This window comes from Luteibacter sp. (assembly GCF_036500425.1).
Taxonomy (GTDB): domain Bacteria; phylum Pseudomonadota; class Gammaproteobacteria; order Xanthomonadales; family Rhodanobacteraceae; genus Luteibacter.
Map to the genome: position 1 here is coordinate 80619 of NZ_DASYCB010000029.1, position 25195 is coordinate 105813.

The following is a 25195-nucleotide window of genomic DNA, read 5'->3' on the forward strand; positions in this document are numbered from 1 at the left end:
CGGGAGGGGCTCTCAACGTAGGCTAGCCGGGATATCCACCATCCCGAGGCCGCCATGGAACTGCAGCCGCCGCAGGCACCGCCTGCCGCCGTTCAATCCACCATCCAGAATCCTTCCGACATCCATGCCCGCATGGAGGCGACGCGCGCGTGGATCGATGATGCGCTCGCACGGGAACCGATCGTTCCCGACGCGATGGACGGGACCACGCGCACGACGTTCCTCGCCGAACTGGACGCAGCCTGGGACGACACCGGCATCGGCGCGCTCGCTGGCCGCTTCGCGAGCGTCATGCACGATGATGCACTCCTCCGCCAACACGACGGCACGCTGTCTGCAGCAGAGCAACAACGCATTGCCGCGTTCACCGCCTCGCGCGGCCATATCATCCCCCCTGGCGTGGAGCCACGCGAGCTCCTGTTCTCGGGTGAGCTCTATGCAGGTGCGCTGGCCCTCGCCGGTGCGTCCCCCGATGCGCCGGCGGTGCTGTTCATGCCCGACCGCGGCTGGCAGGCGTTCACTTCACTGGATGCCCTGCACCTGGAACTGGAGCGACGTACGCGCCATGAACTGGTAGCACGCGACACCTTGCCGGGCCTGCGTGTGGCTGTGGTCGACCGCATGGTGCGCGAGGATCACTTCGTCACCTCGCGCGCGGCTCCTGCGGATGTCATCGGCGCCATGGCCCGGGCGGTTGTCGCCACGCGCCGCACCCAGGTGATCGACGCCTGGGACACGATCACCCTGGGCGATAGCCCGGCAGGCGCGGCCGACGCGGTGCGCACGGCGCTCAACCTGCACCGCCATCTCGATATCGACGCCATCCGCATCGATCGCCTTCAGCGCAGTCTGCTCGCCCGGCATGCTGCGCGGCTTGCTTCGGTCCCCGCCGACGCGCGCGAGGAGTGGCAGCTCGAGGTTGACGCACTCCGGCGCGAATACGATCAGGCGACCGATGCCCTGGAAGCGAGCGGAACGGCTGCGCTTCCCACGCCACCGGGCGATGCGGCGTCTGCCGAGGCGATCCGTGCCTATCGCCTTGCGCTTGCCGGCGCGTTCGCGCCGGATGGTGCGGGTCGCATCCGCCAGCATGTTGCTTCGCGCATGCTCCGCGCCCGCGTAGCGGTTGCAGCGGCCGACGCACGGCTGGGCTATTACCTGCCTGCGCAGGCGCCGGGCTACATCGCCGATCGTGAGGAACGCGGCCACGCGTGGCTGCGCGCTGTGGTCGATAGCCCAGCGGCTGCGACGCGGCGAAAGGTCCAGGGCCATGACATCGTTGTTCACCAGTTCACCTACCGCGGCGCCGTGGTCGGCGATCTCTTCATCGTGAGTGCTCGTCGTCGGGAAAGCGTGCCACGCGTGATCCTCTACACGCCGGACGCACCCGATGGCCGCAGCGTGCGTGAGTTCGAGGATGCCGGGCAGGCGGCGCGTGCCGTGCTGTACAACCCGCTGTTCGAATCCTGGCTGCTCGAGCGCCTTCCCGCGTCGCACGCCAGGCTCGATGCGAATGGCGTTCGCCACTTCGATATCCCCGAGGAGGTACGACGCAGCCACTGGGTGCTCGCGCAGCAGAGCACGGGTACGCAAACCGTTACCGCCGAGGTATTTGGCGAACGCGAAGTGACCGGCAACGTGTTCGAGGCGCTGCATGCCGCGTCGGTGTCACGCATGTCGCTGGACATGACCGACCTGGAATCCGCGCTTCGCGCCGCGGGGCCGGTCGCACCGCTGCCGTTCGCCAGCGCGCTGGGCGATGTCGCCAACGGCACGTGGATGATCCGCCAGTTCTTCGCGAACGCTGGCAGCGGCATGCGTGCCCTGTGGCGTACCGAGGAAGCCTTGCGTGCCGGCGACTACCGCCAGGCCTTCGTGGATGCGACCGAGGCCTATGTCGCGCTGCTGGGCGTGGTTCCCGCCCTCCATGTGGCGGCACGCCCTGCCGCGTACGTACGCTACGCCGTCCCCGGCGGCATCCGCACCCCCCTTGCCGGGGTGGCGCGCCTGGATCGGCGGTATGCGGCACCGGGCATCGACCTTGAGCGCAGTCGCCCCGATGCGCAGGGCATCCACACGATTGGCGGCCGGCGTTACATCGCCGGCACGGGAGCAGCCTACGAAGTGCGCTTCGACGACGCCCACGCTACCTGGCGTCTAACCCGGGCCGGCGTGGCGGATGCGCACTACACGGGGCCTGCGATCGCGTGGTCGCGCGCCGGCTGGCACCTGCGTACCGACCTCGGCCTTCGCGGCGGCCGCCGTGGTCCCGACGTTTATCCACCCGAACATCGCATCCGCACGGTCAGCGAGGCCGACTATGCGGATCTGACGGCGAACCAGAGCGGTGAATTCGTGCGCGTGCTGCGCCAACGGCTGGGCGGCACGATGGGAGACGATCTCCATGCCGACGTGTTCATCGCCGCGGGCGCCCCGGTGTCAGTAGGGCCGCGCTTCTGGCATGCGTGGCGCAGCGCGCTGGAGGCCGGACGGCGCGCACCGCTCGTTCCGCCCACCCTGCCGGCGCCGCCGGTGGCAGCGCGTCCGCCATGGCGGGAGCTGCGACCTGAAGCCTGGCCGGAAACCATCTGGTATCAGCCGCCGGCCTATGCACTGCCGCTGGATCACCCCAGTGTCTATCTGCCCATCGAGCGGGTGGCCGGAACCGGTCTGTCGGGTGTGGTCGCACTGGGCCAGCCGCCCACCGTCCCAAGCGGCGGCACGGCCACGCCGTGGCTGCGGATCAACCTGCACCAGGTACGGGCGACGGCTGCCGCACCGGGCCGGCCGCCGCTGCGACTTTTCATCAATGAGAGCGGTGCCCAGCCATCTTATCTCGTTCGTGGCAACGCAGATGCGCAAGGCACGTTCCTCGTGCTCCGGCCAGGGCAGTTCCTGGCCGGCCCCTGACGGGCCGATGTCCCGCATCGCGATACGTCTTCCCAGTCCACCTCCACCACAAGGCAACGCATATGGATATGCTCCCCCCTTCACCTGCTCCCGCGGCCGCACACGGCATGACCACGGAAGCCGCTACGGCCTCGGCCGCATTGCAAAGGCTCAGCGCCGCACACACCGCGCTGGTAACTCTGGATGACGCCGCGCCCGGACTTCCCGATCCCGCGCCCCCGACCTTCGATGCCTTTCTTTCCGCCCATGAGGCCTGGCGCTCAAGCGCGCAGGCGCAGTTGGCGCCTGTCGTTGCTGAGATCCTGCGGGGCGAGGCAGGCCTGCGCAGCGAGGACGGCACGCTCGCGCCGACCGCAACGCGTCTCGCGGGGCGTGTCGCCGATGCCCTGGTGGGCAACGTCCACCAGGGCTTAGCGCTGCAAGAAGTGTGGGTTGGGCCACATGTGGTCGCCGGCGCCGTGGCCGCGACGGCCGCAGATACGCCGGGCCTTCACCTGCTGTTCCTGCCGGGCCAGGGCTGGGAGGCACTGGCTTCGGCGGACCAGGTCCTGGATGCCGTGCGTCGCTACGTCTCCGGATGCCAGCAGCCCGGCTCAGTCGCGGGCCTGCACGCCGACGCTTGCGCCGACGCCTTCGACGGTGCGGAGGTGTCCCTTCGCTCGGCCGGCAGCGATACCGCGCAGTCGTTGGCAACGCACATCCTCGATGTCCACGTGGCGCGGATCCGCCAGGCCTGGGACGATTACCAGCTCGATCGCGACCTCCCTGGTGCCGAGGCGACATTCAACGACAGGGTGCTCGGTCATGCACGCCTCGCCAGTGTCCTGGATGTGCCCGCGCTGCTGCGGGCCCGCGAGGTGCGCCTGCTCACCCTGGCCACCGACGAGCGGCTGGCGCGCGTGCCGGCTACGGTTTCCAGTGCGTGGCGCGCCGCCACGGTGTCGTATGCCCGCCTGGCCGCCGACACGGCCGCACTTCGAACCGCCTGGGGGATCGAGCCACCGATGGCCATGGATGACTTCACCTCACACGAGCTCGACCAGCGGCTGGCAGCGCTCGGGATCGGCGAGGCATCGGCCGCGCTGTCGGTCGACGTTACCCATGACCCCGCGAAGGGTTCGTACGAGCACCTGGCGCAGCTGTTCGTCGGCCCAAACACGATTCGCCAGGCACTGCACGCGCTCGCGTGGCGTGGCCTTACCGCCATGGATGCCGTGCACTTGCGCACCCTGCGTCACGATGGGCAGGCCATGGCAGTACCGCTCACCCAAGCCGGCCTCATGGGCATGGTGCACGACGCCCGGGTGGCATCGCGCTACCGCAAGCACCTTGAATCGCAGCTACGCACGGGGCCGGCCGGGCGCCTCGCAAAGCTCACCGCGGTCGAACTGGCGGCGGCGCGGATGCGTGCCGATGCGGCGCAGGCAAGGTTGTCGTACTACCTGGCGGATGAACCCCGCTCGTTCATGGAGGATCATGCGGAACGCGGCTTCCGCTGGGTCGAGGCCGTTCTCGATCACCGCACGCCGGCAGACCGAAAAGCCATTGACGGCCACGAGATCGTCACCCGCCAGCTCACCTACAAGGGCATCCCGGTAAACGACATCGTCGTCATCGGCGTACGTGATGCGCGCAGCGTGCCGCGCATCGTCGTCTACACGCCGGATGCGCCGGATGGTGTGGCGTTCCGCGAATTCGGCGATCGCCAGGCGATGGCCCGCGCGTTCCTGTACGCGCCTGCCTTCCGCGAGTACTTGCTCGACCGGCTCCCCGCGGCGTTCGCTACATGGGAGCCCAACAGTGCAACCCGGCGCTTCACGGGCGACCGCCTCGCGCATTGGGTGCTCGGCAGCCCCGCCAATGCCGCCTACACCCTCACCGAAGAGCCGCTCGACGAGCGCGAGGTGGCGGCCGATTTCATCGATGCCGGGTATGAAGCCATGGTGGACCAGCGAATGCACGATACACGCCATGTCGAATCCGAAGCGCAGGCGCACTGGACCTTCAGCCCCATCGGCACGCATCCGGTCACCGGGCTGGTGGCGGACCTGGCGTTATCGACGCTCTCCGCCCCCGCGCGGCTGCGCCATGCGCTGGATCGCTTTTATGACGGGGTCCGGTCGGGCGATGCCACGGGTGCGTACCTGGCGTTTACCGATGCCTGGGTGAGCGGGCTCGAGCTTGCAGGGCCGCTCTGGGCGGCGGGGAGCGGACGGGCGCCCCTGCTGCGGCATACACGCGGCGCGGCGCCGCAACCCGCGCATACCCGCCTGGCCCTGCGCGGTCCGCGCTTCGAACCCCGATATGCGGCGCGTCGACTCGCGGCGAACGAGGTCCCCGATAGCGAGGGATTCCATGTCGTACACGGCCGGCGCCATGTAAGCCAGGATGGGCGCCTGTATCCCGTACGGTTTGATGACTACAACCATGTGTGGCGCCTCGAACGACCGGAAGGCTCGCTCGATGCCGCCTTCACCGGGCCCGCCGTGCAGCGTATCGGGGGCGAATGGACGTACGCGCGCAGGGTCGGGCTGCCTGGCGGTGCCGGGCGCGGCCTGCGCGAGCGGCTACGCCGCGTGCTCCGCCTGGAGGACCGACAGGCGGGCGCCGTGGCACCGGAGGCGCCCGCTCCGGCGGATGCGGCAGCCATCCGGCGGCCATCATTGCCGGAGCTGCTCGAGCCACACCGCGAGCAGGTCGAGGCCATCCTGCGCGACAACCCGGCAGCAACCTTCCGGTATCGGGTGGGAAGCAATGAATCGATGCACCTGCGCGCCGACATGCCATCGCGCAGCGCGATGGTGTTTGACGACGGTATCGCCTCCGACCTCGCCAGCCTGGATGCGGCCCAGCGGCGCCAGTTCCTCCACGAGCTCGAGGCTCGCGTCCCCGACCCCGCCGAGCGCAGCCGGCTACTGGCGCGCCGGGGGTGGGCGGATGGCGGACGGCGGGTTGGCTCCCCGGGCCAGCGGCGGTGGCGCGGCGATGATGGCCAGGATCCGTCGATCGGGTCGAGCTCGGATCCCGCCCCACGCCCGGCTGACGATCCCCTGACGCCGCGCCAGGCCTCGCTGTGGGACGAAGCCGTTGCCGCGGCAAGGCAGTTGGCCACCGCCGATGCCGGCATCGACGGCGTGGGCGCCGCTACCGCGGTCCTGCCGAACGAGTGGCCACGGCGCTTCTGGATCTATACGCCCGATGCACCGCCCCGCGCATTCGGCGCCAGCGGCAGCAGCGAATGGCTGGTCCGGGGCTATGCGCGCCACTTTTACGACCACGGCGAGTTCAGGGTGACTGCCCTGCCACCCGGCACCCCATCGGCCCAACTGGATGATGTGCTGGGTATCACGGCTGCGCAGCGCGGACATGGCGACCCCACGGGCCACTGGGTCGAAGTGGACCGCAACTACATGCGCCAGGCCTATTGGCGCGAGCAGCACCGCATGGAGCGACGTCTGCTGGCCTCCGGCGAATACGCTTACACCCTGCGGACCAACCGTCGCGACCTACACCTGCCGGAAGCCTTCACCCGCGCCTCGAGCACACTTCCCTAGCCGCCTGCCCGCCCCGGGCCCAGCCCCCAGCCTGCCAGTGGCATACTGGGGGCTTCCCTCCCACGGAAATGATCCATGCGCCTGCTTCCCTTCGCGGCCCTCACGGTGGCCTTCCCGGTAGTGGCCTTCGCCGCCGATCCCCATTCCTACGCCCAGCCGGACGTGGTCAAGGTCACCCACCTCGATCTCGACCTCAAGGTGGATTTCGCCAAACGCGAACTGGCCGGCGATGCGACGCTGAAGCTCGACTGGAAGGCCGGCAAGGGCGATCTGGTCCTCGACACGCGCGACCTGAAGATCGCCAGCGTCAATGCCGTGGACGCCAGCGGCAAGGCGACGCCGCTCAAGTTCGCGCTGGCACCACGCGACAAGGAACTGGGTGCGAAGCTGACGATCCAGGCGCCGGCGCATCCGGCACAGGTCCGCATCGCCTACACGACCGTACCCGAGGCCTCGGGCCTGCAGTGGCTCCCGCCTGAGCAGACCGCGGACAAGAGGCAGCCCTTCATGTTCTCGCAGTCGGAATCCATCCATGCGCGTTCATGGGTGCCGTTGCAGGATTCGCCGGCCGTCCGCTTCACCTACGATGCGCATGTCACCGCACCCAAGGATGTCCGCGTCGTCATGAGCGCCATCAACGATGCGAAGCATCCGCTCGATGGCAATTTCACTTTCGACCAGCCGCACCCGATCCCGTCGTACCTGCTGGCGATCGCCGCTGGCGATATCGCCGTGAAGGAAACCGGCCCACGCAGCGCCGTGTACGCCGAACCCAGCGTCGTCAACAAGGCCGCGCATGAGTTCGAAGACACCGAGAAGCTCATCGCCACCACCGAGAAACTGTACGGCCCGTACGCGTGGGGCCGTTACGACCTGCTCGTGCTGCCGCCCTCGTTCCCGTTCGGCGGCATGGAAAACCCGAACATGACCTTCGCCACGCCCACCGTTCTGGTCGGCGACAAGAGCCTCGTCTCGCTCGTGTCGCACGAACTGGCCCACTCGTGGTCGGGCAACCTCGTGACCAGCGCCGCGTGGCGCGACATCTGGCTCAACGAAGGCTTCACCACCTACGTGCAGGGCCGCATCACCGAGGCCGTGTACGGCAAGTCGCAGGCGGACGAAGAAGCGCTTCTTTCCGCACGCGAACTCGAGAAGACCATCGGCGCGATGGAGCCGAACACGCAGAAGCTCACGCCGGATCCGCGCGGCGTCGGCGCCGACGATTCGCTGTCCTCCGTCGCGTACGACAAGGGCTCGTGGTTCCTGCGCACGCTGGAGCAGCGCTTCGGCCGCGATACGTTCGATGCGTACCTCAAGGGCTACTTCGCCCACTTCGCGTTCCAGAGCATCGATACCGACACGATGTTCGCCTACATGAAGGCCAACCTGCTCGATAAGTACCCGGGCAAGATGAGCGAGGCCGAGGCACGAGAGTGGATCTGGCAGCCGGGTATCCCGAAGGATGCGCCGCTGCCCACGTCGGCGCGCTTCGACAACATCGACAAGGAACGCGCGAACTTCCTCGCCGGCAAGCTCGACGCAGCGAAGCTGGATGCGAAGACCTGGAATACCCAGGAATGGATGTACTTCCTTGATCGCATGCCGGACGTGCCGCCGCTCGACAAGATGAAGGCCATCGATGCGGCATGGCACCTCACCGGCACGCCCAACGCGGAAATCGGCATGCGCTGGTACGCCCACGCCATCGCCGCCGGCGATAAGGACGTGTGGACCGCCGCCGCGGAACACATGACCCGCATCGGCCGCCTGTACCTCACCACGCCGGTGTATCGCGCGTTCGCCCGCACGCCCGAGGGCCTCGCGTTCGCGAAGGAAACCTATGCCAAGGCAAAGTCCGGCTACCACCCGATGACCCAGCAGGCCGTGGAGAACATCCTCGCCGGCAAGTCGAAGAAGAAGTGAGATGGCGAAGACTCCTGCTCCCCTGGATACCACCTCCACGCGCCCGCTCTGGCAGCGCCTGCTGCTGCGCAGGCTGAAGTTCCTGGTGGTCGTCGCCCTGGTACTCGGTGCCAGCGCCGGCCTGGTCTACCTGTTCGCGCCGCAACTGCTGGTCAAGGCAGATGCGGCACGCATGGCGATGCAGGCCCACGTTGAGAAGAAGAGCGTGGTCGCTGGCGATACCACGTGGTCGTACTACGAAGGCGGCCAGGGCCCGACGATCGTGCTTCTGCACGGCTTCGCAGCCAACAAGGAAGTCTGGCTCGAGATGGCCAAGGGCCTCACCGACCATTTCCACGTCGTGATCCCTGACCTCCCGGGCTGGGGCGAGTCGTCGCGCATGGCTGGCGGTGACTACGGCATCCCGGCCCAGGCCGCGCGGCTCGATGCGTTCGCCAATGCGACGGGCCAGCCGCGCTTTCTGCTCGTGGGCCAGTCGATGGGCGGTGCGATCGCCGGCGTTTATGCGGCCGATCACCCGGATCGGGTCGCCGCGCTCACCCTGATGAGTTCGGCCGGCCTGACCTTCAAGGAAAACGACTTCGTCCGCGATGTGAAGGCCGGCAAGGACCCGTTCCTGTTCAACGACCGCGAAGGCCTCGAGGCGCTCCTCGCGCGGATCTTCACCAAGCCGCCACACCTGCCGGGCCGTATCGAGGATGCACTGGTTCGTCGCAACGTGAAGGATCGTGCGTTCATTGAAAGCACGTTCGAGGAACTGAAGAAGCCCGAGCAGGCTTACGTGCTGGATCCGCTTCTTGGCAAGCTGCCGATGCCGGTACTCGGCATCTGGTGCCACGATGACAAGATCATCGACGTGTCGGCGCTGGATACCCTGCGCAACGGCCTGAAGAACACCCCATCCATCGGCGCGACCGTGCTCAACGGCTGCAACCACATGCCGATGCTGGAGAAGCCCGACGAGACCGCGCGGATCATCACCGGATTCGCGCTGGCGCATTGAACGCATCGCGCGCAAGCGCGCTCCTACAAAAAAGCATCCCCCTTGTAGGAGCGCGCTTGCGCGCGATCAACGCGCCTCAGTCAGCCACGTCAGCGATCAACCGATCCAGCTGCGCCTTCAACGCACTGCCATGCGCACGCAGCCACGTACGCTGCTCCCGATGCTCCGGCAAGATGCTCTCCACCCAGTTCCAGAACCGCGGCGAGTGATTGCGCACCTTCAGGTGGCAGAGCTCGTGCACGAGCACGTAGCGCAATGCTGCAGGCGGGGCGAGCGCCAGTGCAAGATCGAGGTTGATGCGGTCACGCGTATCCAGGCTGCCCCATAAGCTCTTCAACGGACGGATGCGCAACGCCGTAGGTGCAGCGTTGATCTGCGGGATATAGCCCGGCAGCCAGCGCGACACATCGCGGCGAATCTGCGCCTCGAAGAACGTTGCGAGCAAGCCACGCGCCACCAGCAATTCGCGATGATGTGGCCCCGGGATGACCAGGGTGATACCGCTCTCGTCATGCTGCACGCGCGGATACGGACCCTCGGCCCAATCGAGGCGTACCTCCTCACCGCGGAATGGCAAGGTGGTCGGCACGCCCACGCGTAGCGCCGGCAACGGATCGGCATCCATGTGAAATTCGCCGAGCTTCTGTTCCAGCCAGTCGGCATGGTGGCGCAGGAACGCGGTCATCTGCGCCACATGCGTACCGTTGGGATAGGTCAGGCGCGCGCCCTTGGGCGTCACCGTGAGGCGAAGCCGGCGCGCACGCGGATGCGCCGACTTCAGCACGCGGATCGTGCCCCCGGTCGGGGTGGAGAGTTCCAGCCATTCGCCTTGTTCTGATGCCATGTCGCCAGTCCCGAACCGATCCCGACAAACATCCCATCCCGACGTATCAACCACTGCGACCGGCCCGGCGGATCACTCCGGGCGCGGCAGCTTGAACCACTCTTCCAGCTTGCCCAGCAGGCGCTCGTACTCAAGCGCCATCAGGGCGAAGGTGGCGTCCATTTCGGCGGCCGCGTTCTCGTGGCTATCGGCCTGCTCGTCCAGCACCACGTCCGTGAACTTGATTTTACGCAGGATCAGGTCCTCGCCAAGCACGAAAGAAATGCGGTCATCGAAGACCAAACCAAGCTGGAACACCTGTTTTCCCGTGCGCAGGTGCTCACGAATCTCATCGGTGTCGAGATTCTGCCTACGGCAACGGGCAATCGCGCCCGAAGCCGTGGCCGGATCGCGCAGCTCGCACTCGTCGCCCAGCGCCAGGCCACCCGGCAGCTCGCCCGTGGCCACCCAATGGGTCATGAGGAGCCGCGGCGACTCCTCCGGTGCCAGGGGCACGGCGGGGAAGCTGCCCAGGGCCTCGCGGACCTGGCTCAGGGTGTTCTCCGCGGACTTGCGACTGGAGGTGTCCAGGACGAACCAGCCGTTCTTCTTGTCGGCGTAGGCCTTCATGCGCGAGCTGCGCACGAAGGCGCGCGGCACGAGCTCGTTCAGCACATCGTCCTTGATCTTCTTGCGCTCGCGCCCGCCGACCTTGCGGCCTTCTTCCTCGGCGATCTTCTGCACACGGTTGGCCACCTCGTCGTTGATGACGGAGGACGGCAGGAGCTTATCTTCGCTGCCCACGGTGACCATGGTGTTGCGGGCCACGTTATGGGTAAGGCCTTCCTCGTTGCGGCCAAGCGGCGACACGAAACCACGCGCGTTCAGCTCCATCGGGCCGACGGGGCGAAGGCGATGTTCCGGCAGGGCTTCGTCCAGGCGATCGAGGTCGGTGGCAACGGATTCGGAAAAACGAAACAGCGTCAGGTTGCGAAAGAACATGTATCAGTATTTCTCATGCAAAGGGTTGGCCGTGGCGGGCGCAGCGCGCCCGCTGGCGATAAGGTGTGGCGGTGGTTCAGACCACCTTCGCGATCGCCTCGGCGACGCGGTCGATATTCTTGTCGTTCAGCGCGGCGACGCAGATACGGCCTGTACCCACAGCATAAATGCCGAATTCATCGCGCAGGCGGTCGACCTGCGCGCCGCTCAGGCCGGAGTAGGAGAACATGCCGCGCTGCTGTTGAATGAAACCGAAATCACCCGCCTTGGCCAAGCGTTCAACCAGGCCACGGCGCATGGTACGGATGCGCTCGCGCATCTCGCCCAGTTCGGTTTCCCACGTCGCGCGCAGGTCGTCGTGATTGAGTACGGCGGAAACGATCGCGGCGCCGTGCGTCGGCGGGTTCGAATAATTGGTGCGGATAATGCGCTTCAGCTGCGACTGCACGCGCACCGCCTCGTCATGCGACCCGGTGACGATCGACAGCGCACCGACGCGCTCGCCGTATAGCGAGAAGGACTTCGAGAACGAGCTAGCGACGAAGAATGGAAGATCCGTCTGCGCGAACAGGCGGACCGCGATGGCGTCCGCCTCGATGCCATCGCCGAAGCCCTGGTACGCGATATCCAGGAACGGCACGAGACCCTGCGAGCGCACCACCTCGATCACCCGCTTCCACTCGGCTTCGCCGAGGTCCACGCCGGTCGGGTTATGGCAGCAGGCGTGCAGCACGACCACCGAGCCCTTCGGCAGCTTCGCCAGACCCGCCAGCATGCCATCGACATTCACATCGTGCGTGGCGGCGTCGTAATACGGATAGTCGACCACGCTAAAACCCGCGGATTCGAACAGCGCGCGGTGATTCTCCCAGCTCGGGTTGCTGATGGCGACCGGCACATCCGGATTCAGCCGCTTGAGGAAATCAGCGCCGACCTTGAGCGCACCCGTACCGCCGAGCGCCTGCGCCGTGACAACGCGGCGATCCGCCAACAACGGGGATGCGGCACCGAACAACAGCTTCTGCACCGCGCTGTCATAAAGCGCGATGCCATCGATCGGCAGGTAACCGCGCGGAAGCTGTGCTTCGACGCGGGCCTTCTCCGCTTCGCGCACGGCGCGCAGCAGGGGAACATGGCCGTTCGCATCGTAATACACGCCGACGCCGAGGTTCACCTTGTCCGCACGGGTGTCGGCGCCAAAGGCTTCGTTAAGGCCAAGGATCGGATCGCGTGGTGCAAGTTCGACGGCGGAGAACAGGGTCATGATCGAAAGGCCTGGAAGCGGTGAAAGGAAAGTGTCAGTCGTTGTCGGCGGCGTCACTGCCGCCGAGCCATGCATGCGTGTCGGCGCGCGCCCCGCCTTCGCGTGCGCCGAGGCTCGCGAAATCGAACAGGTTACGGTCCATCAACTGGGAGGGCGCGATATTGCCCATCGCGCGGAACATGGTTTCACTGCGACCCGGGTGGCTCTTCTCCCAGTCCTCGAGCATGCGCTTCACCACCTTGCGCTGCATGTTCTCCTGCGAGCCGCAGAGGTTGCAGGGAATGATGGGGAAGGCCTTCGCCTCGGCGTAGGTCGCGATATCGTCCTCGCGGCAGTACGCCAGCGGGCGGATGACGACGTGCTTGCCATCATCGGACTGCAGCTTCGGCGGCATCGCCTTCAGGCTGCCCTGGTAGAACATATTCAGGAAGAAGGTGCCGAGGATATCGTCACGGTGGTGGCCGAGCGCGATCTTGGTCACGCCATTGTCGGCGGCCCACTGGTACAGGGCGCCGCGGCGCATGCGCGAGCACAGGCTGCACATCGTCTTGCCCTGCGGGATCACGCGGGTGACGACGCTGTAGGTGTCCTGCTCGATGATGTGGAACGGGATACCGCGTTCGCTGAGGTATTCCGGGAGGATGTGTTCCGGGAAATCGGGCTGTTTCTGGTCGAGGTTCACGGCGACGATCTCGAACCGCACCGGTGCCTTGGCCTGCAGCGAGAGCAGGATATCCAGCATGGTGTAGGAGTCCTTGCCGCCGGAGAGGCAGACCATGACCTTGTCGCCGTCCTCGATCATCGCGTAATCGGCGATCGCCTGGCCGACCTGGCGGCGCAGGCGCTTGGCCAGTTTGCCGGCTTCGTAGCTGTGCTTGCGGGTGGCGTCAGGGCTGGCGGACATGTCACAGGTGCTTCAGGGGGACGAGCCTCCTAGTGTAACTGCTGCGGCGCGACACGCCCGGGGTTAGACTTGCGGCTTCCCCCAAGCCGCCGGCCGCCGCCATGCAGGTTCAGGATCCGACCCAGCTTTCCCACCTCCTTGCGGAGCTCAAGGTCGAGCACCGGGACCTCGACGACGCCATTGAGCACCTGGCCCAGGCCATCAGCCGGGATGAGCTCCAGCTCACCCGCCTCAAAAAGCGCAAATTGCAGTTGAAGGACGCCATCGCGCGTATCGAGAGCCGTCTCATCCCCGATCTGGACGCCTGAAGGAGCCCCGCATGGCCGATCGCCTGGAAAATGCCTGGGTCACGCTGGAACCCATGACCCTCGACCACGTGCCCGCACTGGAACAGGCCGCCGCCGATGGCAACCTGTGGGACCTCTGGTTCACCACCGTCCCCCGCCCCGGCGGCATGGCCGAGTACGTAGAGAAGGCCCTGCGCGGCCAGCTCGAGGGCCGGATGACCCCGTATGTCGTCCGTGAGAAGGCCAGTGGCGACATCGCCGGTACCACCCGTTACTACGACATCACCCCGGACCCCTACCGGATGGCCATCGGTTACACCTGGTACGCCAGGCGCTGGCAACGCAGCCATCTGAACTCGGCATGCAAGCATTTGCTGCTTGATAACGCCTTCCAGAACCTCGGCGTAGTCGCCGTCGAGTTCCATACCGACGCCTACAACCAGGATTCCCAACGCGCCATCGAGCGGATCGGGGCGAAGCGCGAAGGCGTCCTGCGTGCGCACAAGCGCCGCGAAGATGGCACGCTGCGCGACACGGTCTGCTACAGCATCCTCGCCACCGAATGGGCCGATGTGGACAAGTGGCTACAGCTACGCCTGAAACGCCTCACCGCCTGACCTGTAGGAACGCGCTTGCGCGCGATGGGTGCTTGCCGCGAGCACCCATCGCGCGCAAGCGCGCTCCTACAACAGCGTTTAGCGTGCGGCGATTTGTGAGGGGTGTACTACCAGCGTCGCGGTCATACCAGCCGCGAGCACCGTGCCCTGTGGCAAATGGCTCGCATCGATTCTCACCCGCACTGGCACCCGCTGGGCAAGGCGCACCCAGTTGAAGGTGGGGTTCACGTCGGCCAGCATGTCACTGCCGGTCGGGTTGTCGGCGTCGGTGATGCCGCGGGCGATGCTCTCGACCTTGCCTTGCAGGCGCACGCCGCCGCTCATCAGACGGATATCCACAGGGTCGCCGATGCGCAGGCCCGGCAGCTTGGTCTCTTCGAAGTAGCCGTAGATCCAGTACGAGTGGCTATCGATCAGCGCGAGCCGCGCGGCGCCGGCGCTGGCGTAATCGCCCACGCGGACATCCAGGTTCGTGATATAGCCATCCACCGGCGCGCGCACCTCGGTGCGATCCAGATTGAGCTGGGCAGAGGCCACCTCGACCGCCGCCTGGGCCACGGCGGCGAGTGCCTGCTCCTGCGCCGCCGAAGCCTGCTTCGTGCTCGCCTGCGCGGCCTGCCAGCCAGCCTTCGCGGCGTTTGCCGCGGCCAGGGCGTTCGCCTTGTCTTCCGCCGAGATCACGTTGTTGATCAGCTTCTGGCGACGATCGGACTGCGCGGCATACATCTCAAAGTTTGAACGACTCTGCTGTGCGCTCGCTGCCGCGGCGTTGATGCTGGCACCCGATGCGCGTGCCGCCGCTTCCGCTGCGTGCAGGTTGGCGTTCGCCTGGTTGAGCGCATTGACGTAACGCGCCTTGTCGACAACGAAGAGCAGGTCGCCCTTCTTCACCGTCTGGTTGTCGATGACACGCACGTCCGTGACCAGGCCCGCCACATCAGGCGCGATGCGAACGATCTCGGCACGCACACGGCCATCGCGCGTCCACGGCGAATACATGTAGTGCTTCCACAATGCATGGCCGACGAACGCCGCGACGACGATGACGGCGGCGGTAATGGCGAAGCGGAGGATCGTGGTGAGTTTCATGACGGTATGACTCAGATAAGGAACAGCGCGAACGCGCCGAAGACACAGACGAACACGCCCAGCCGGAACAATGGCGGGTGCCACACGAAACGGTAGAAGCCGACCCGGCCTGCCAGCGTGTCGAGCAGCCACAGGGCCAGCAAGGCCAGGACGAAGAGGATGAGCAGCCCCGGCACCAGGGCGTCGCCGAGGGCGATCTCACGGGGCATGGACGATCTCCTTGGCTAGAGGGGCAGAGGGCATGTACGCCGCGACGACGGATTCGCCATCGAGTAGCGCCATGCGGATGAGGTGCAGGTGTTCGAGCAGGTGGACTTGCCCGGTGTGCTCGCCAACGCTGGCGATCGCGGTGGCGACGGCGTCGCGCGCGAGCAGATAGCCCGCCGGGTCGGGCTTCTCATAGAAGCGCGCCAGCGTGCGCAGCGCTTCCTGCAAATAGGGCAGCAGGGTCGATGGCACGTCGCGGCGCGCCATGTCGTGGCGAAGCTCGATGAGCGCGCGGCCGGTTTCGTGCACCGCCAGCGCCCAGGCGATCAAGGCACGCGAATCCGCACTGCCCGGTTGGGTCTGCGCGACGACCTGGTTCACCAGGTCATGATTCACGCTTTCAAAGCGATGACGCAGACCCGGCAACGGCGCTTCCGCCGCCAGCGCCACCTGCCCGCGCAGACGCGCCAGCTGGCGGCGGCGTAGCCACGCGCTACCGATGGCCGGCGGAATCACGACGAACGACACGGCGGCGGCGCCGAGCCCCACCACCTGCGCGATGGCATCGTTGATGAAGTGCGCCGGGTCGTAGGTCTGCAGGTTCTTCAGCGCAAGGATGTAAGCCAGACCCATCGCCCAGCCCAGCCCGAAGAAGGCCAGCTTGCGGCTCATCATCATGACGAGGCCAACCGCCAGGAACGGCGCGATGCCGGCGACCAGCAACGGGTAGCCATCCACCTGGGTGAGCACGAAGAATTCGCAGATGAAGCCCATCACCATGCCGAAAAGATAGCCGAGCATGACGATCCAGGTGACCCGGGTCGGATTGGGCGTGGTAGCAAACAGGCCCGCAAAGACCGTGGCAAGCAACATGGCGCTTGAACCCATGGGCCAGGCACTTCCGATCCAGAACACGCCGAGCGCGAGCATGGTCAGGGTCGTACGGAACGTGGCAAGGCCCGCGCCAAGCCAGTCGTTGCCGCGATCGAAACGCACACGTTCCGCCGGGCCGCCGATGACCCGTGGTGTCTGTAAGGAAGCAGCCGTCTCCACGTAGCCGTACAGTTCTTCGACAAAGCGCATCAGCAGCGAAGCGCCTGTGTCGTAGTCACGCAGGTCGTGGATGTCGCTTAGCGTGGCGCGCAGTTCGGTTACGCGAGTACGCATCGTCGTGCGCGCGTCCGCCAGGCGCGGCAGCAGTACGCGGGCCGCCATGCCCGCTTCAATCGGCACGTGCAAGGCCTCGCCAATCGGCGCGTAGAGGCGGATCAGCACGCTGGCCGCGAGGTCACGCTTTGCGCGCTTCAGCCGGTTCACCAAATGATGCAGCGACTGGAAGCTCGTCGACGCCGCCATGAAGCGCTGGTTGAACAGACGCAGGTGATTGCTGCGAACGCGCGCTTCCGCATCTTCGAAGATCACCGAGCTGCGCAGGTCCTCCAGCGTCACCGCGTCACGAACGAATCGCAGGTGTGCGTTTTCCATGGCCTCACGCGGGATCGAGCCTTCCGTCGCACCCCGGACGAAACCGATGAAGTGCGCGAACTGCTCGCGCGCCGAGCGTCGCAGCACATCGCGCATGCGGCTGGGGAACACGACGTCGTTGACGACGCCGCTCACGAGGAGGCCTAGCAGTACTTCGGAAAGGCGCGCCACGGCGGAATCAAATACGCCGGGCGGGTTATCGATCACCGGAATCGCGACGATGGCGGCGGTGTACCCACCCAGCACGAAGGCATAGGACTTGAAGTTGCGATAAAGCGTCGCGCCACCCGCGCAAACGCCGATCCACAGCGATAATGCGACAAGGAACAGATCGCGCTGCTGCGGGAACGAAGCCACGATCCCCACCGCCGCAGTCGCCCCCGCCACCGTGCCAATGCCGCGGTAGAAGCTCTTCGCCAGCACCATGCCCGATTGCCGGTTCGCCACAATGATCGTGGTCAACATCGCGGTGGAGGGTGCGGGCAGGCCGAAGCGCATGGCCAGCCAGCCCGCGGTGAAGAACGCAATGAGCGTCTTCACCACGAACAGCCAGATCGCGGCCTCTTCGCGCAGTGTTTCGCCCACGACCTGGCGTGTGCTCGGTGCGCTGGCAGTGACGTTCACGGCAGACATGGCAGCGGTGCCTTAGCCCCCGAACCCGGCCAGCATTTTCTTGAGCAGGCCTTCGAGCACCCGCTGCTCAGAGGGCGTGAGATTGCGTGTCTGGCGATGCAGGAGTTTGACGATGTCCGGGAGAAAGTTCTCGATCAGCACCATGCCGGCGTCCGTGAGCGTGAGCTCGACCTTGCGGCGGTCGTCTTCGCTGGCAGCCCGGGTGATCAGGCCCATGTCGCACAGACGGGTGGTCAGCCGGGTCACATTGGCCAGCTTCTCGCCTGCGGCATCGGCCAGCTGCGAGGGGTTCATCGCGTTACCGGCTGCCCCGTACAGCATCATCAGGATGTTGTATTCGGGGTGGTTCAGGCCATACGGCTTCATCACGCCGTTGGCCTCGTCGTGCACCTCCTTGTAGAGGTGCTTCACCAGGCGAACCAGCACCGCCGGATCCCGTGGGAAGGCGGGGTACTTCTGGATCGTGTTGTTGATTCGCGCTTCGGTGGGGGCGAAATCACTCATGGGAGGAACCTGTGACGTGGTTACACCATAAGTATATAGTTCATTTCTGTATTATCAATATGCAGACTTTCTCTGCCGGTTGCAAAGCGTTCAGTGCCGGCCTACAGTGAACCATATGGTTCAGTGTTCAGCTCATCTTGATGCAACGTTCGCGGCGCTCTCCGATGTCACCCGGCGCGGCGTGCTGGAGCAACTCGGGGATTCGCACGCCTCGATTTCCGATCTTGCCCAGCGATTCCACATGTCCCTCACGGGCATGAAGAAGCACGTGAGCGTCCTGGAGCAGGCGGGGCTCGTGACCACGGAAAAGGTCGGTCGTGTCCGAACCTGCAAGCTCGGACCGCGCCAGCTGGAAGAAGAGGCCGCCTGGATCGAATCACACCGCCAGCTTTGGAGCGCACGCTTCGATGCGCTGGACCAACTTGTCGAGCAGATGAAACGCGAGGAGAAGGTAGATGTCCGTACAAAGCGAAAATAGCGCCGTCGCCACGAACCCCACCGCCGTCGAACGCAAATCCGACCGCGAGCTCCTCGTGACCCGAACGTTCGATGCCCCGCTGCACATCGTTTTCGAAGCGTGGAGCACGCCTGAGTTATTCAAGAGCTGGTGGGTTCCGAAATCGGTAGGCATGTCGCTGGTCTCGTGCGACATGGATATCCGCACGGGGGGGTCGTATCGCCTCCAGTTCCGCCACCCTTCCTTCGAACAACCGATGACGTTCTTCGGCACGTACCAGGAAGTCACGCCGAACAAGCGCATGGTATGGACGAATGAAGAAAGCGACGACGGCGCCGTGACGACAGTGACGTTTGAAGCACACGGCGACAAAACGCGGGTCACCCTGCACGAGCTTTACCCCACCACGGCCGCCCTTGAAGAAGCCCTGGCCGGCTCGGCGGAAGGCTTGCCCGAGCAGTTCGCACAACTGGATGCATTGCTGGCACGCAGGTCGTAATCACACCACGGTTACCCGCTTGTGGAAGGATGACGAAACGATGCTTAGACGCGACTTCCTGAAGACAGCCACGGTAACCGCCGTGCTGGCCGCCGCCCTGCCTGTACAAGCCAGGAAGGCTCCCGCCATTTCGAACGAGCACTTTGCCGACGTCAACGGCCAGCACCTCTTTTACAGCGTGCATGGCGTCGGCAAGCCGCTCATTCTCTTGCACGGCGGCATCGACCCCAACAGCTTCGGGACCAATCGGGACGAACTGGCCAGGCGCCGGCAGGTGATCGCCGTCCATCTCCAGGCGCACGGACGAACGCCAGACACCGACAGGCCACTGCGCAGCGAAACGATGGGCGACGACATCGCGGCGCTGATCGGCTACCTCAAGCTCGGCAAGGTCGACATCATGGGCTATTCGCTAGGCTCCGCCGTCGCGCTGCAGACCGCCATCCGCCATCCGGACGTTGTCGACCGACTTATCCTCGTATCCGCGACGATGAAACAGGACGGCTTTTATCCGGAGGCAGTGGCGGCCTTCAAACAGATGGAGACCAACGCCCCCACGGTCGGCCCCGCCGTCAAGGCATCGCCGCTAGGCAAGGCCTATCCCGATGTCGATTGGACCAACCTCTTCAGGAAGGTCGGCGACATGACCAAACGCCCCTACGACTGGAGCGCCGACGTCGCCCGCCTCAAAATGCGCACACTGCTGGTCTTCGCCGACGCTGACGCCATCCGACCCGAGCACATGGTCGAGTTCTGGAAAGCGTTAGGCGGCGGCCAACGTGATGCCGGGCTCGATGGCTCCCTGCGACCCGCCAACGAGCTCGCCATCCTGCCTGGCACCACCCACTACACGCTCGCCGTCGATCCGATGCTGCCAGAGATAGTCGGACGTTTCCTTGGGGCTGCATCGAAGGTCGCAGGTTAGGGACCGGCGAAGCCGGGCCGGGGACACCTCATTGCGCGATTACCTACCTACTAGTAGGCTGATTACCCCCACTCTCCCGGTAACACCCACATGAGCGTATTCCGCGCTGCATCTTCCGGCCTTCGTCTGGCCGGCATGGCTTGCCTGGCTGCCCTGCCGACAACAGGCGTGTGCGCCCCGCCAGCTGCCGCAAGTCCCACCGCAACGCTCGATATCACCCTCGGCATGATGCAGGCGACCCATGGTGCCGGCACCGGCGTCACCGTTAGTTACACGTACCAACCTGCTCAGCCCGTTACGACACCCGTCACCCTCTTGCTCGACACACTCGAACCCGGGCTGGAGCGAAGCACCGATCGCATCGCTGACCTGCGCGTCACCGACGACCGTGGTGAGCTCCCCGTCGCCGCCCCCGTCACGCGTAAGGACGGCCCGCGCACCTTTGAAAGCTGGACGACGACGCGCCCGGCATCGGGTGCGGTGCACGTGTCTTACCGGATGCCGGTGGCACGCGGTGCAGTGGCGAAGCGCGGGCCGCAGGTCGATCTGCAGGCCGCAGGTAGCGGTGTGTCGGGTGGCTACATCGGTATTTTTGTATTGCCCGATACCAAAGCGAACTTCACGTCCCATGTGCACTGGAAGCTCCCACCGGGCGACATGGCTGTCACGTCCTATGGCGTGGGCGACTACAGCGGGACGTTCAGTGCGGACCAACTCACCGGAACGCTATTCCTCGCCGGTCCAGTCAAGACCTACCGCCCTCTTGGGCAGGCGAAGGACGCGGGGCTCGAGGTCTACGGTCTGGGCGTCGCGGAATCGCAACTGGAGGCGGCCGGTGGCTGGGCTGCTGCGGCTTACGCTGCCGAACTAAAAGCGTTCAAGCTCAAGGGTCGCCCCTATCGATTCATGATCCGCTCCTTCGCTGGCGGCTCCAACCCCAGCGGGCGCGCGGCCGAACACTCGTTCATGCTCTACGTGCCGCCCGGTGCCAATCCGGGCACGAACGACCTGCACTATGTGGTGGCCCACGAGATGGTGCATAGCCTGGCGCGCTACCTTGAGAAGGAGGATGTGGGCGGTGACTGGTACACGGAAGGCCTGGCCAACTACGTCGCACTTACCGTCCCTGACGCCGCCGGCCTGTACACCCCTGCCGAATACCTGGAACTCGTCCGGAAGGAGAGCGCCGGTTACTACACGAACGCGAAGCGCGCGTTACCGAACAGCGCCCTGCCCGCGGTGGTCTGGTCCGGCCGGAACGCCTGGCTGCTTCCGTACAACCGCGGCACGCTGTATCTCGCTGACCTGGATGCGAAGCTGAAGAAGCACGGATTGGGCGTACGTGTCCTCGACCTCGCTAACGAAATGAGTGCGCGCATAAATGCTGGCGAACCTTCGGACCAGCACACCTGGCTGGATATGCTCTCCCAGCGTGCAGGTCCATGGGCGATCAAGGACTGGAACGACATGATGGACGGGAAGATCATTTTCCCGACGGCGGGCGCATTTGGTTCGTGCCTGCACGCCAGCAAGGACGATGTACGCATCTTCGACCTTGGCTTTACCTCGCCCGTGCGACTGCAGGCGGGAGCGACGATCAGCGGGGTCGCGAAAGGATCGGCCGCTGAAAAGGCCGGCCTGCGTGACGGCGACGTCCTTGTGGAAAGCGTCGACACCAACCCAGCCGCACAAAGCCTCGACGCACCGATCGTGCTCCACGTCCAACGGGCAGACAAGTCGCTGACGGTGACCTATGCGCCGCAAGGTGGTTCGCAACCGGGCCTGGCGTGGAACTCCTCCTGCGTGCGATGACCCGGAGCGAAATGCAGAAGATATGTGACTGGTTCTGCCGAAAGGCGATCTCATCGGCGCGATGAGCCGGAAGTTCCAGCATGCACAGAGTGTCCGCCCGTACCACCGGGCGGCTATCATGCCGGATGATGGCCGCCCGCTTCCCCTCTGTTTCGCCACCTGCGTCGCGTGCCCGGACGGTCGTATTCGTGGTTGCCGGCTGCGTCATCACCACGCTCGTCGCCTCGCAGCTGTTGCGCGTGTTCGACCTGTCGAACGTGGTGATGGTGTTCCTGCTTAATGTCGTGCTCGCCGCATTGCGTTGGGGCCGCGGCGCCGGTGCGCTCTCCGCGCTGCTTAGCGTGGCCGGCCTGGACTTTTTCTTCGTGCCGCCGGTGTGGTCGTTCCACGTGTCGGACACGCAGTACCTCTTCACGTTCGCGCTGATGCTGGTGGTGGCCCTGGTCACCGGCCAGCTCGCCGCGCGCTTGCGTGAGAAGGCGGTGACGGCCATAGCCGGCGAGCGCAGGGCAAGCGCGCTGGCGGCGGTCGCGACGGACCTTTCGGCGGCCGTGCGGATCGAAGACATCGCCCAGGTGTGTGATACCCGTATCGGGCCCCTGTTCGGCGGCACGGCCAGCTTGTTGCTGCCCGACGCGGACGAGCACATGACCCCGGGGTCGACGGACGCGGATGCCAGTGTCGCCCAGTGGGTCCTGGAGGAAGGCAAACCGGCGGGGCGGCATACCGATACGCTGACAGCACACAACGCAACCTACCTCCCGCTCACGACGCCGTTGCGAACGCGTGGCGTACTGATGCTTCGCAGTACCAGGCTCGGCCCGCTCGATGCCGAGCAGGCCGACCTGCTGCGAGCGTGCCAATCGCTGGTGGCCCTGGCCATCGAGCGCGTGCACTTCGTCGACGTCGCGCACGAGAGTCAGTTGCACATGGAAGGCGAAAAGCTGCGTAACGCCCTGCTCGCGGCGGTATCGCACGACCTGCGCACGCCGCTGGCGGCGATTCGCGGCATGGCCGGGGTCATGGGCGATGGTGAGCTTCCGCAGGCCATCGCGGCTCAAGCCGATAGCATGCAACGCCAGATCGCCAACCTGCTCGATGCCGCGCGATTGCAGGATGGCGGCACCCGCTTGCGACGCGAATGGCACGCACTGGATGAGCTGATTGGCGCCGCGTTAGCGGGTTCCGCGCTTGGCACGCGGCATGTCATCGTGGAGCTTGCGCATGACATGCCCCTGGTCGAAGTCGATGCGCTCATGTTCGATCGCGTACTGGCCAACCTGCTGGATAACGCCGCCAAATACACACCTTCCGACGCGACGCTTTGGATCCGCAGCTTCCGCGAGCGGCAAAGTGTCCGCATGGTCGTCGAGGATAATGGCCCCGGCTTCCCGCAAGGCGTGAATGCGAGCGCGCTGTTCGCGGCCTTCGCGCGCGGTGAACGCGAATCGGCGGTTCCAGGCGTTGGCCTGGGCCTGTCGTTGGCGCGGCGGATCATGGAAGCCCACGGCGGCAGTATCACCGCGTCTCGCCGGACGCCTTCCGGCGCCACGTTCTCTCTTACCTTGCCACTGGGCGATCCGCCCACGATCGATCTGGAAGACCTGCCATGAACCGGCCCCGCATCCTGGTGGTGGAAGACGAATCCGATATCCGCCGCTTCCTGCGACTGGCGCTGGAGCGCGAGGGCATGCAGGTATTCGAGGCAGAGGATGCCCTCCGTGCGCGCATCGAGGCGGCAAGCCGCCAGCCCGACCTGATCGTGCTCGATCTGGGCCTGCCCGATGACGACGGTAAAGCCGTGATCCGCGATGTGCGTGGCTGGTCGTCATGCCCGATCATCGTGCTCTCCGCACGCGACAGCGAGGCGGAAAAGGTCGCGGCGCTGGAGGCGGGTGCCGACGATTACCTCGCGAAGCCCTTCGGCGTGCCCGAACTCGTCGCTCGGGTGCGTGCGCAGCTGCGCCGGGCAAGCCTGGCGGGTGACAAGGGCACCGCGAGTGCCCGTGTGGTGTTCGGTGCGATCGAAGTGAACCTCGCCACGCATGAGGTCAGCAAGGCCGGCGAGGCAGTACACCTGACCCCGATCGAGTTCCGCCTGCTGGCCGCACTCGTGCGCGCCCAGGGAAAGGTACTCACGCACAAGCAGCTGCTTCTGGAAGTGTGGGGGCCAGGCTACGCGACGCGCCCACATTACGTTCGCGTCTATATGGCGAACCTGCGCCAGAAGCTCGAAGACGAACCCGCCCGACCGACGCACCTGATGACCGAACTGCAGGTGGGTTATCGGCTCGCCGGCCTGGCCTGACGCGGTCTTGATACCGCCTTGATAGGCGTCGCACGAACACAGCGCCGCCCATAGACGTCGGTGCCTAACATGGGTGGTCATCCTTGATCCACAGGCATGACCATGACGTTCCGTTCCATCCTTCTGTCGGCCACTTTCCTGGCCGCCGTTTCTTCGTTCACCGCCCACGCCGATGACGCACCGCCCATCTGCACCGACCGCCCCACCAAGGCGAACGCCACGTGCACTGTGCCTGAAGGCGCGTGGCAGCTTGAAACCGATATGGGTAATGCCACGCACGATGCGCATCCCGGCAGCAGCTCGGATACCCTCTACTACATCAATCCCTACCTGAAATACGGTATCGGCACGCATACCGATATCGAAGTGAACTGGGCGCCGGCACTGCGGGTGAGGACGAAGGTCGATGGCGAACGCCACACGGTGCACGGTAGTAGTGATACCTATATCCGCGTAAAGACGGCGTTGTACAGCGGCGATACGTTTAGCGCGTCGATCATCCCGTTCGTAAAGGCACCGACTGCCTCGCACAACCTCGGTAATGATAAATGGGAGGGTGGCATAGCCGTACCCATGAGCGCCGCCGTAGGTGCGGGCTTCACACTGACGATCGGTCCGGAGCTCGACGCACTGGCTGACGCCGACGGCCATGGCCGCCACCTCGCCGTGACGAACCTCGTCAACGTGTCGCACGCGTTGACAAGCAAGCTCACGGTGGCCATCGAGTACTGGCGCCAGGACAACCACGACCCTCTGGGTCGCGTGAAGCAGGAGTCCGGTGACATCGCCTTCAGCTACCTGGTCAGCCCGACGCTCCAGCTCGATGTCGGTGCCAACCTTGGCGTGAACAACGCGACGCCGGACCGGCAAGTTTATGCAGGCATGTCGTATCGCTGGTGAATCCCGCAACACAGCTGACTCTCCCCCTGTAGGAGCGCGCTTGCGCGCGATGGGGTATGCGGCGAGCACCCATCGCGCGCAAGCGCGCT

21 protein-coding genes are annotated in these 25195 nt (G+C 65.6%); 13 read left to right on the top strand and 8 right to left on the bottom strand.

The genetic code is table 11. From position 1 onward, the window contains the following. Positions 1-54: 54 nt before the first annotated feature. The 4 genes from VGN46_RS07550 (at position 55) to VGN46_RS07565 (ending at position 9390) form a co-directional block, all read left to right on the top strand. A complete protein-coding gene (locus tag VGN46_RS07550) occupies positions 55-2910 on the top strand; it encodes a hypothetical protein (RefSeq protein WP_331642310.1) in 2856 nt (951 codons plus the stop codon). A 62-nt stretch (positions 2911-2972) separates the two neighbouring features. Then, a complete protein-coding gene (locus VGN46_RS07555) occupies positions 2973-6464 on the top strand; it encodes a hypothetical protein (protein ID WP_331642312.1) in 3492 nt (1163 codons plus the stop codon). Between the two features lie 75 nt (positions 6465-6539). After that, on the top strand, positions 6540-8387 hold the full coding sequence (locus VGN46_RS07560; protein WP_331642314.1) for a M1 family metallopeptidase: 1848 nt from the start codon (positions 6540-6542) through the stop codon (positions 8385-8387). Between the two features lies 1 nt (position 8388). Further along, entirely contained in the window at positions 8389-9390 is a 1002-nt protein-coding gene (locus tag VGN46_RS07565; RefSeq protein WP_331642316.1) for an alpha/beta fold hydrolase, read from the top strand. A gap of 76 nt (positions 9391-9466) precedes the next feature. On the opposite strand, the gene VGN46_RS07570 is transcribed toward VGN46_RS07565, so the two are convergent. The 4 genes from VGN46_RS07570 to ttcA form a co-directional block, all read right to left on the bottom strand. Beyond that, on the bottom strand, positions 9467-10234 hold the full coding sequence (locus VGN46_RS07570; RefSeq protein ID WP_331642318.1) for a M48 family metallopeptidase: 768 nt from the start codon (positions 10232-10234) through the stop codon (positions 9467-9469). A gap of 72 nt (positions 10235-10306) precedes the next feature. Then, entirely contained in the window at positions 10307-11215 is a 909-nt protein-coding gene (locus VGN46_RS07575) for a recombination-associated protein RdgC (protein WP_331642320.1), read from the bottom strand. Positions 11216-11291: 76 nt separating this feature from the next. Next, the gene (locus VGN46_RS07580) at positions 11292-12479 is read right to left on the bottom strand and encodes an amino acid aminotransferase (RefSeq protein WP_331642322.1); all 1188 of its coding nucleotides are present in this window, start codon (positions 12477-12479) and stop codon (positions 11292-11294) included. Positions 12480-12513: 34 nt separating this feature from the next. Beyond that, on the bottom strand, positions 12514-13383 hold the full coding sequence (ttcA, locus tag VGN46_RS07585) for a tRNA 2-thiocytidine(32) synthetase TtcA (protein WP_331642324.1): 870 nt from the start codon (positions 13381-13383) through the stop codon (positions 12514-12516). A gap of 101 nt (positions 13384-13484) precedes the next feature. Here ttcA and VGN46_RS07590 point away from each other — a divergent pair, with 101 nt between their 5' ends. Together VGN46_RS07590 and VGN46_RS07595 are read left to right on the top strand one after the other, a co-directional pair. Continuing rightward, positions 13485-13691: a YdcH family protein gene (locus VGN46_RS07590; RefSeq protein ID WP_331642326.1), complete on the top strand. Its 207-nt coding sequence runs from the start codon at positions 13485-13487 to the stop codon at positions 13689-13691. 11 nt (positions 13692-13702) lie between these two features. Beyond that, positions 13703-14287, top strand: a complete 585-nt coding sequence (locus VGN46_RS07595; protein ID WP_331642328.1) for a GNAT family protein — start codon at positions 13703-13705, stop codon at positions 14285-14287. A 78-nt stretch (positions 14288-14365) separates the two neighbouring features. Here the strand turns inward: VGN46_RS07595 and VGN46_RS07600 are convergent, their stop codons facing one another. Genes VGN46_RS07600 through VGN46_RS07615 form a run of 4 tightly spaced genes read right to left on the bottom strand, consistent with a single transcriptional unit; the run spans position 14366 to position 18205 of the window. Further along, positions 14366-15376: an HlyD family secretion protein gene (locus VGN46_RS07600; protein ID WP_331642330.1), complete on the bottom strand. Its 1011-nt coding sequence runs from the start codon at positions 15374-15376 to the stop codon at positions 14366-14368. A gap of 11 nt (positions 15377-15387) precedes the next feature. After that, positions 15388-15585, bottom strand: a complete 198-nt coding sequence (locus VGN46_RS07605; RefSeq protein ID WP_331642332.1) for a DUF1656 domain-containing protein — start codon at positions 15583-15585, stop codon at positions 15388-15390. After that, a complete protein-coding gene (locus tag VGN46_RS07610) occupies positions 15575-17701 on the bottom strand; it encodes an FUSC family protein (protein ID WP_331642334.1) in 2127 nt (708 codons plus the stop codon). The genes VGN46_RS07605 and VGN46_RS07610 overlap by 11 nt, the downstream gene beginning before the upstream one ends. 12 nt (positions 17702-17713) lie before the next feature. Further along, entirely contained in the window at positions 17714-18205 is a 492-nt protein-coding gene (locus tag VGN46_RS07615) for a MarR family winged helix-turn-helix transcriptional regulator (RefSeq protein WP_331642336.1), read from the bottom strand. Positions 18206-18320: 115 nt separating this feature from the next. Between VGN46_RS07615 and VGN46_RS07620 the strand changes: the two genes are divergently transcribed. From VGN46_RS07620 to VGN46_RS07650, 7 genes are all read left to right on the top strand, one after another. Further along, positions 18321-18683, top strand: a complete 363-nt coding sequence (locus VGN46_RS07620; protein WP_331642338.1) for a metalloregulator ArsR/SmtB family transcription factor — start codon at positions 18321-18323, stop codon at positions 18681-18683. Continuing rightward, positions 18661-19161 carry an SRPBCC family protein gene (locus VGN46_RS07625; RefSeq protein WP_331642340.1) on the top strand — a complete coding sequence of 167 codons (501 nt, stop codon included), beginning with the start codon at positions 18661-18663 and terminating at the stop codon, positions 19159-19161. Before VGN46_RS07620 ends, VGN46_RS07625 begins: the two co-directional genes overlap by 23 nt. A 40-nt stretch (positions 19162-19201) precedes the next feature. Beyond that, entirely contained in the window at positions 19202-20086 is an 885-nt protein-coding gene (locus VGN46_RS07630) for an alpha/beta hydrolase (RefSeq protein WP_331642342.1), read from the top strand. A gap of 90 nt (positions 20087-20176) precedes the next feature. Continuing rightward, positions 20177-21898: a hypothetical protein gene (locus VGN46_RS07635; RefSeq protein WP_331642344.1), complete on the top strand. Its 1722-nt coding sequence runs from the start codon at positions 20177-20179 to the stop codon at positions 21896-21898. Between the two features lie 80 nt (positions 21899-21978). After that, positions 21979-23511 (top strand): DUF4118 domain-containing protein, encoded by a 1533-nt coding sequence (locus VGN46_RS07640; RefSeq protein WP_331642346.1) that lies wholly within the window; start codon positions 21979-21981, stop codon positions 23509-23511. Beyond that, positions 23508-24206 (top strand): response regulator, encoded by a 699-nt coding sequence (locus tag VGN46_RS07645; protein WP_331642348.1) that lies wholly within the window; start codon positions 23508-23510, stop codon positions 24204-24206. The genes VGN46_RS07640 and VGN46_RS07645 overlap by 4 nt, the downstream gene beginning before the upstream one ends. Before the next feature lie 96 nt (positions 24207-24302). Continuing rightward, on the top strand, positions 24303-25106 hold the full coding sequence (locus tag VGN46_RS07650) for a transporter (RefSeq protein WP_414675235.1): 804 nt from the start codon (positions 24303-24305) through the stop codon (positions 25104-25106). Positions 25107-25195: the final 89 nt, after the last annotated feature.

Bases quoted from the DNA above. Each gene is read 5' to 3' on its own strand.
- VGN46_RS07615 (WP_331642336.1), bottom strand. From the start codon at position 18,205: ATGAGTGATTTCGCCCCCACCGAAGCGCGAATCAACAACACGATCCAG.
- VGN46_RS07550 (WP_331642310.1), top strand. From the start codon at position 55: ATGGAACTGCAGCCGCCGCAGGCACCGCCTGCCGCCGTTCAATCCACC.
- VGN46_RS07620 (WP_331642338.1), top strand. From the start codon at position 18,321: ATGGTTCAGTGTTCAGCTCATCTTGATGCAACGTTCGCGGCGCTCTCC.
- VGN46_RS07650 (WP_414675235.1), top strand. From the start codon at position 24,303: ATGACCATGACGTTCCGTTCCATCCTTCTGTCGGCCACTTTCCTGGCC.
- VGN46_RS07570 (WP_331642318.1), bottom strand. From the start codon at position 10,234: ATGGCATCAGAACAAGGCGAATGGCTGGAACTCTCCACCCCGACCGGG.
- VGN46_RS07565 (WP_331642316.1), top strand. From the start codon at position 8,389: ATGGCGAAGACTCCTGCTCCCCTGGATACCACCTCCACGCGCCCGCTC.
- VGN46_RS07610 (WP_331642334.1), bottom strand. From the start codon at position 17,701: ATGTCTGCCGTGAACGTCACTGCCAGCGCACCGAGCACACGCCAGGTC.
- VGN46_RS07595 (WP_331642328.1), top strand. From the start codon at position 13,703: ATGGCCGATCGCCTGGAAAATGCCTGGGTCACGCTGGAACCCATGACC.
- VGN46_RS07580 (WP_331642322.1), bottom strand. From the start codon at position 12,479: ATGACCCTGTTCTCCGCCGTCGAACTTGCACCACGCGATCCGATCCTT.
- VGN46_RS07640 (WP_331642346.1), top strand. From the start codon at position 21,979: ATGCACAGAGTGTCCGCCCGTACCACCGGGCGGCTATCATGCCGGATG.
- VGN46_RS07600 (WP_331642330.1), bottom strand. From the start codon at position 15,376: ATGAAACTCACCACGATCCTCCGCTTCGCCATTACCGCCGCCGTCATC.
- VGN46_RS07630 (WP_331642342.1), top strand. From the start codon at position 19,202: ATGCTTAGACGCGACTTCCTGAAGACAGCCACGGTAACCGCCGTGCTG.
- VGN46_RS07625 (WP_331642340.1), top strand. From the start codon at position 18,661: ATGTCCGTACAAAGCGAAAATAGCGCCGTCGCCACGAACCCCACCGCC.
- VGN46_RS07605 (WP_331642332.1), bottom strand. From the start codon at position 15,585: ATGCCCCGTGAGATCGCCCTCGGCGACGCCCTGGTGCCGGGGCTGCTC.
- VGN46_RS07590 (WP_331642326.1), top strand. From the start codon at position 13,485: ATGCAGGTTCAGGATCCGACCCAGCTTTCCCACCTCCTTGCGGAGCTC.
- VGN46_RS07560 (WP_331642314.1), top strand. From the start codon at position 6,540: ATGCGCCTGCTTCCCTTCGCGGCCCTCACGGTGGCCTTCCCGGTAGTG.
- VGN46_RS07555 (WP_331642312.1), top strand. From the start codon at position 2,973: ATGGATATGCTCCCCCCTTCACCTGCTCCCGCGGCCGCACACGGCATG.
- VGN46_RS07645 (WP_331642348.1), top strand. From the start codon at position 23,508: ATGAACCGGCCCCGCATCCTGGTGGTGGAAGACGAATCCGATATCCGC.
- ttcA (WP_331642324.1), bottom strand. From the start codon at position 13,383: ATGTCCGCCAGCCCTGACGCCACCCGCAAGCACAGCTACGAAGCCGGC.
- VGN46_RS07635 (WP_331642344.1), top strand. From the start codon at position 20,177: ATGAGCGTATTCCGCGCTGCATCTTCCGGCCTTCGTCTGGCCGGCATG.
- VGN46_RS07575 (WP_331642320.1), bottom strand. From the start codon at position 11,215: ATGTTCTTTCGCAACCTGACGCTGTTTCGTTTTTCCGAATCCGTTGCC.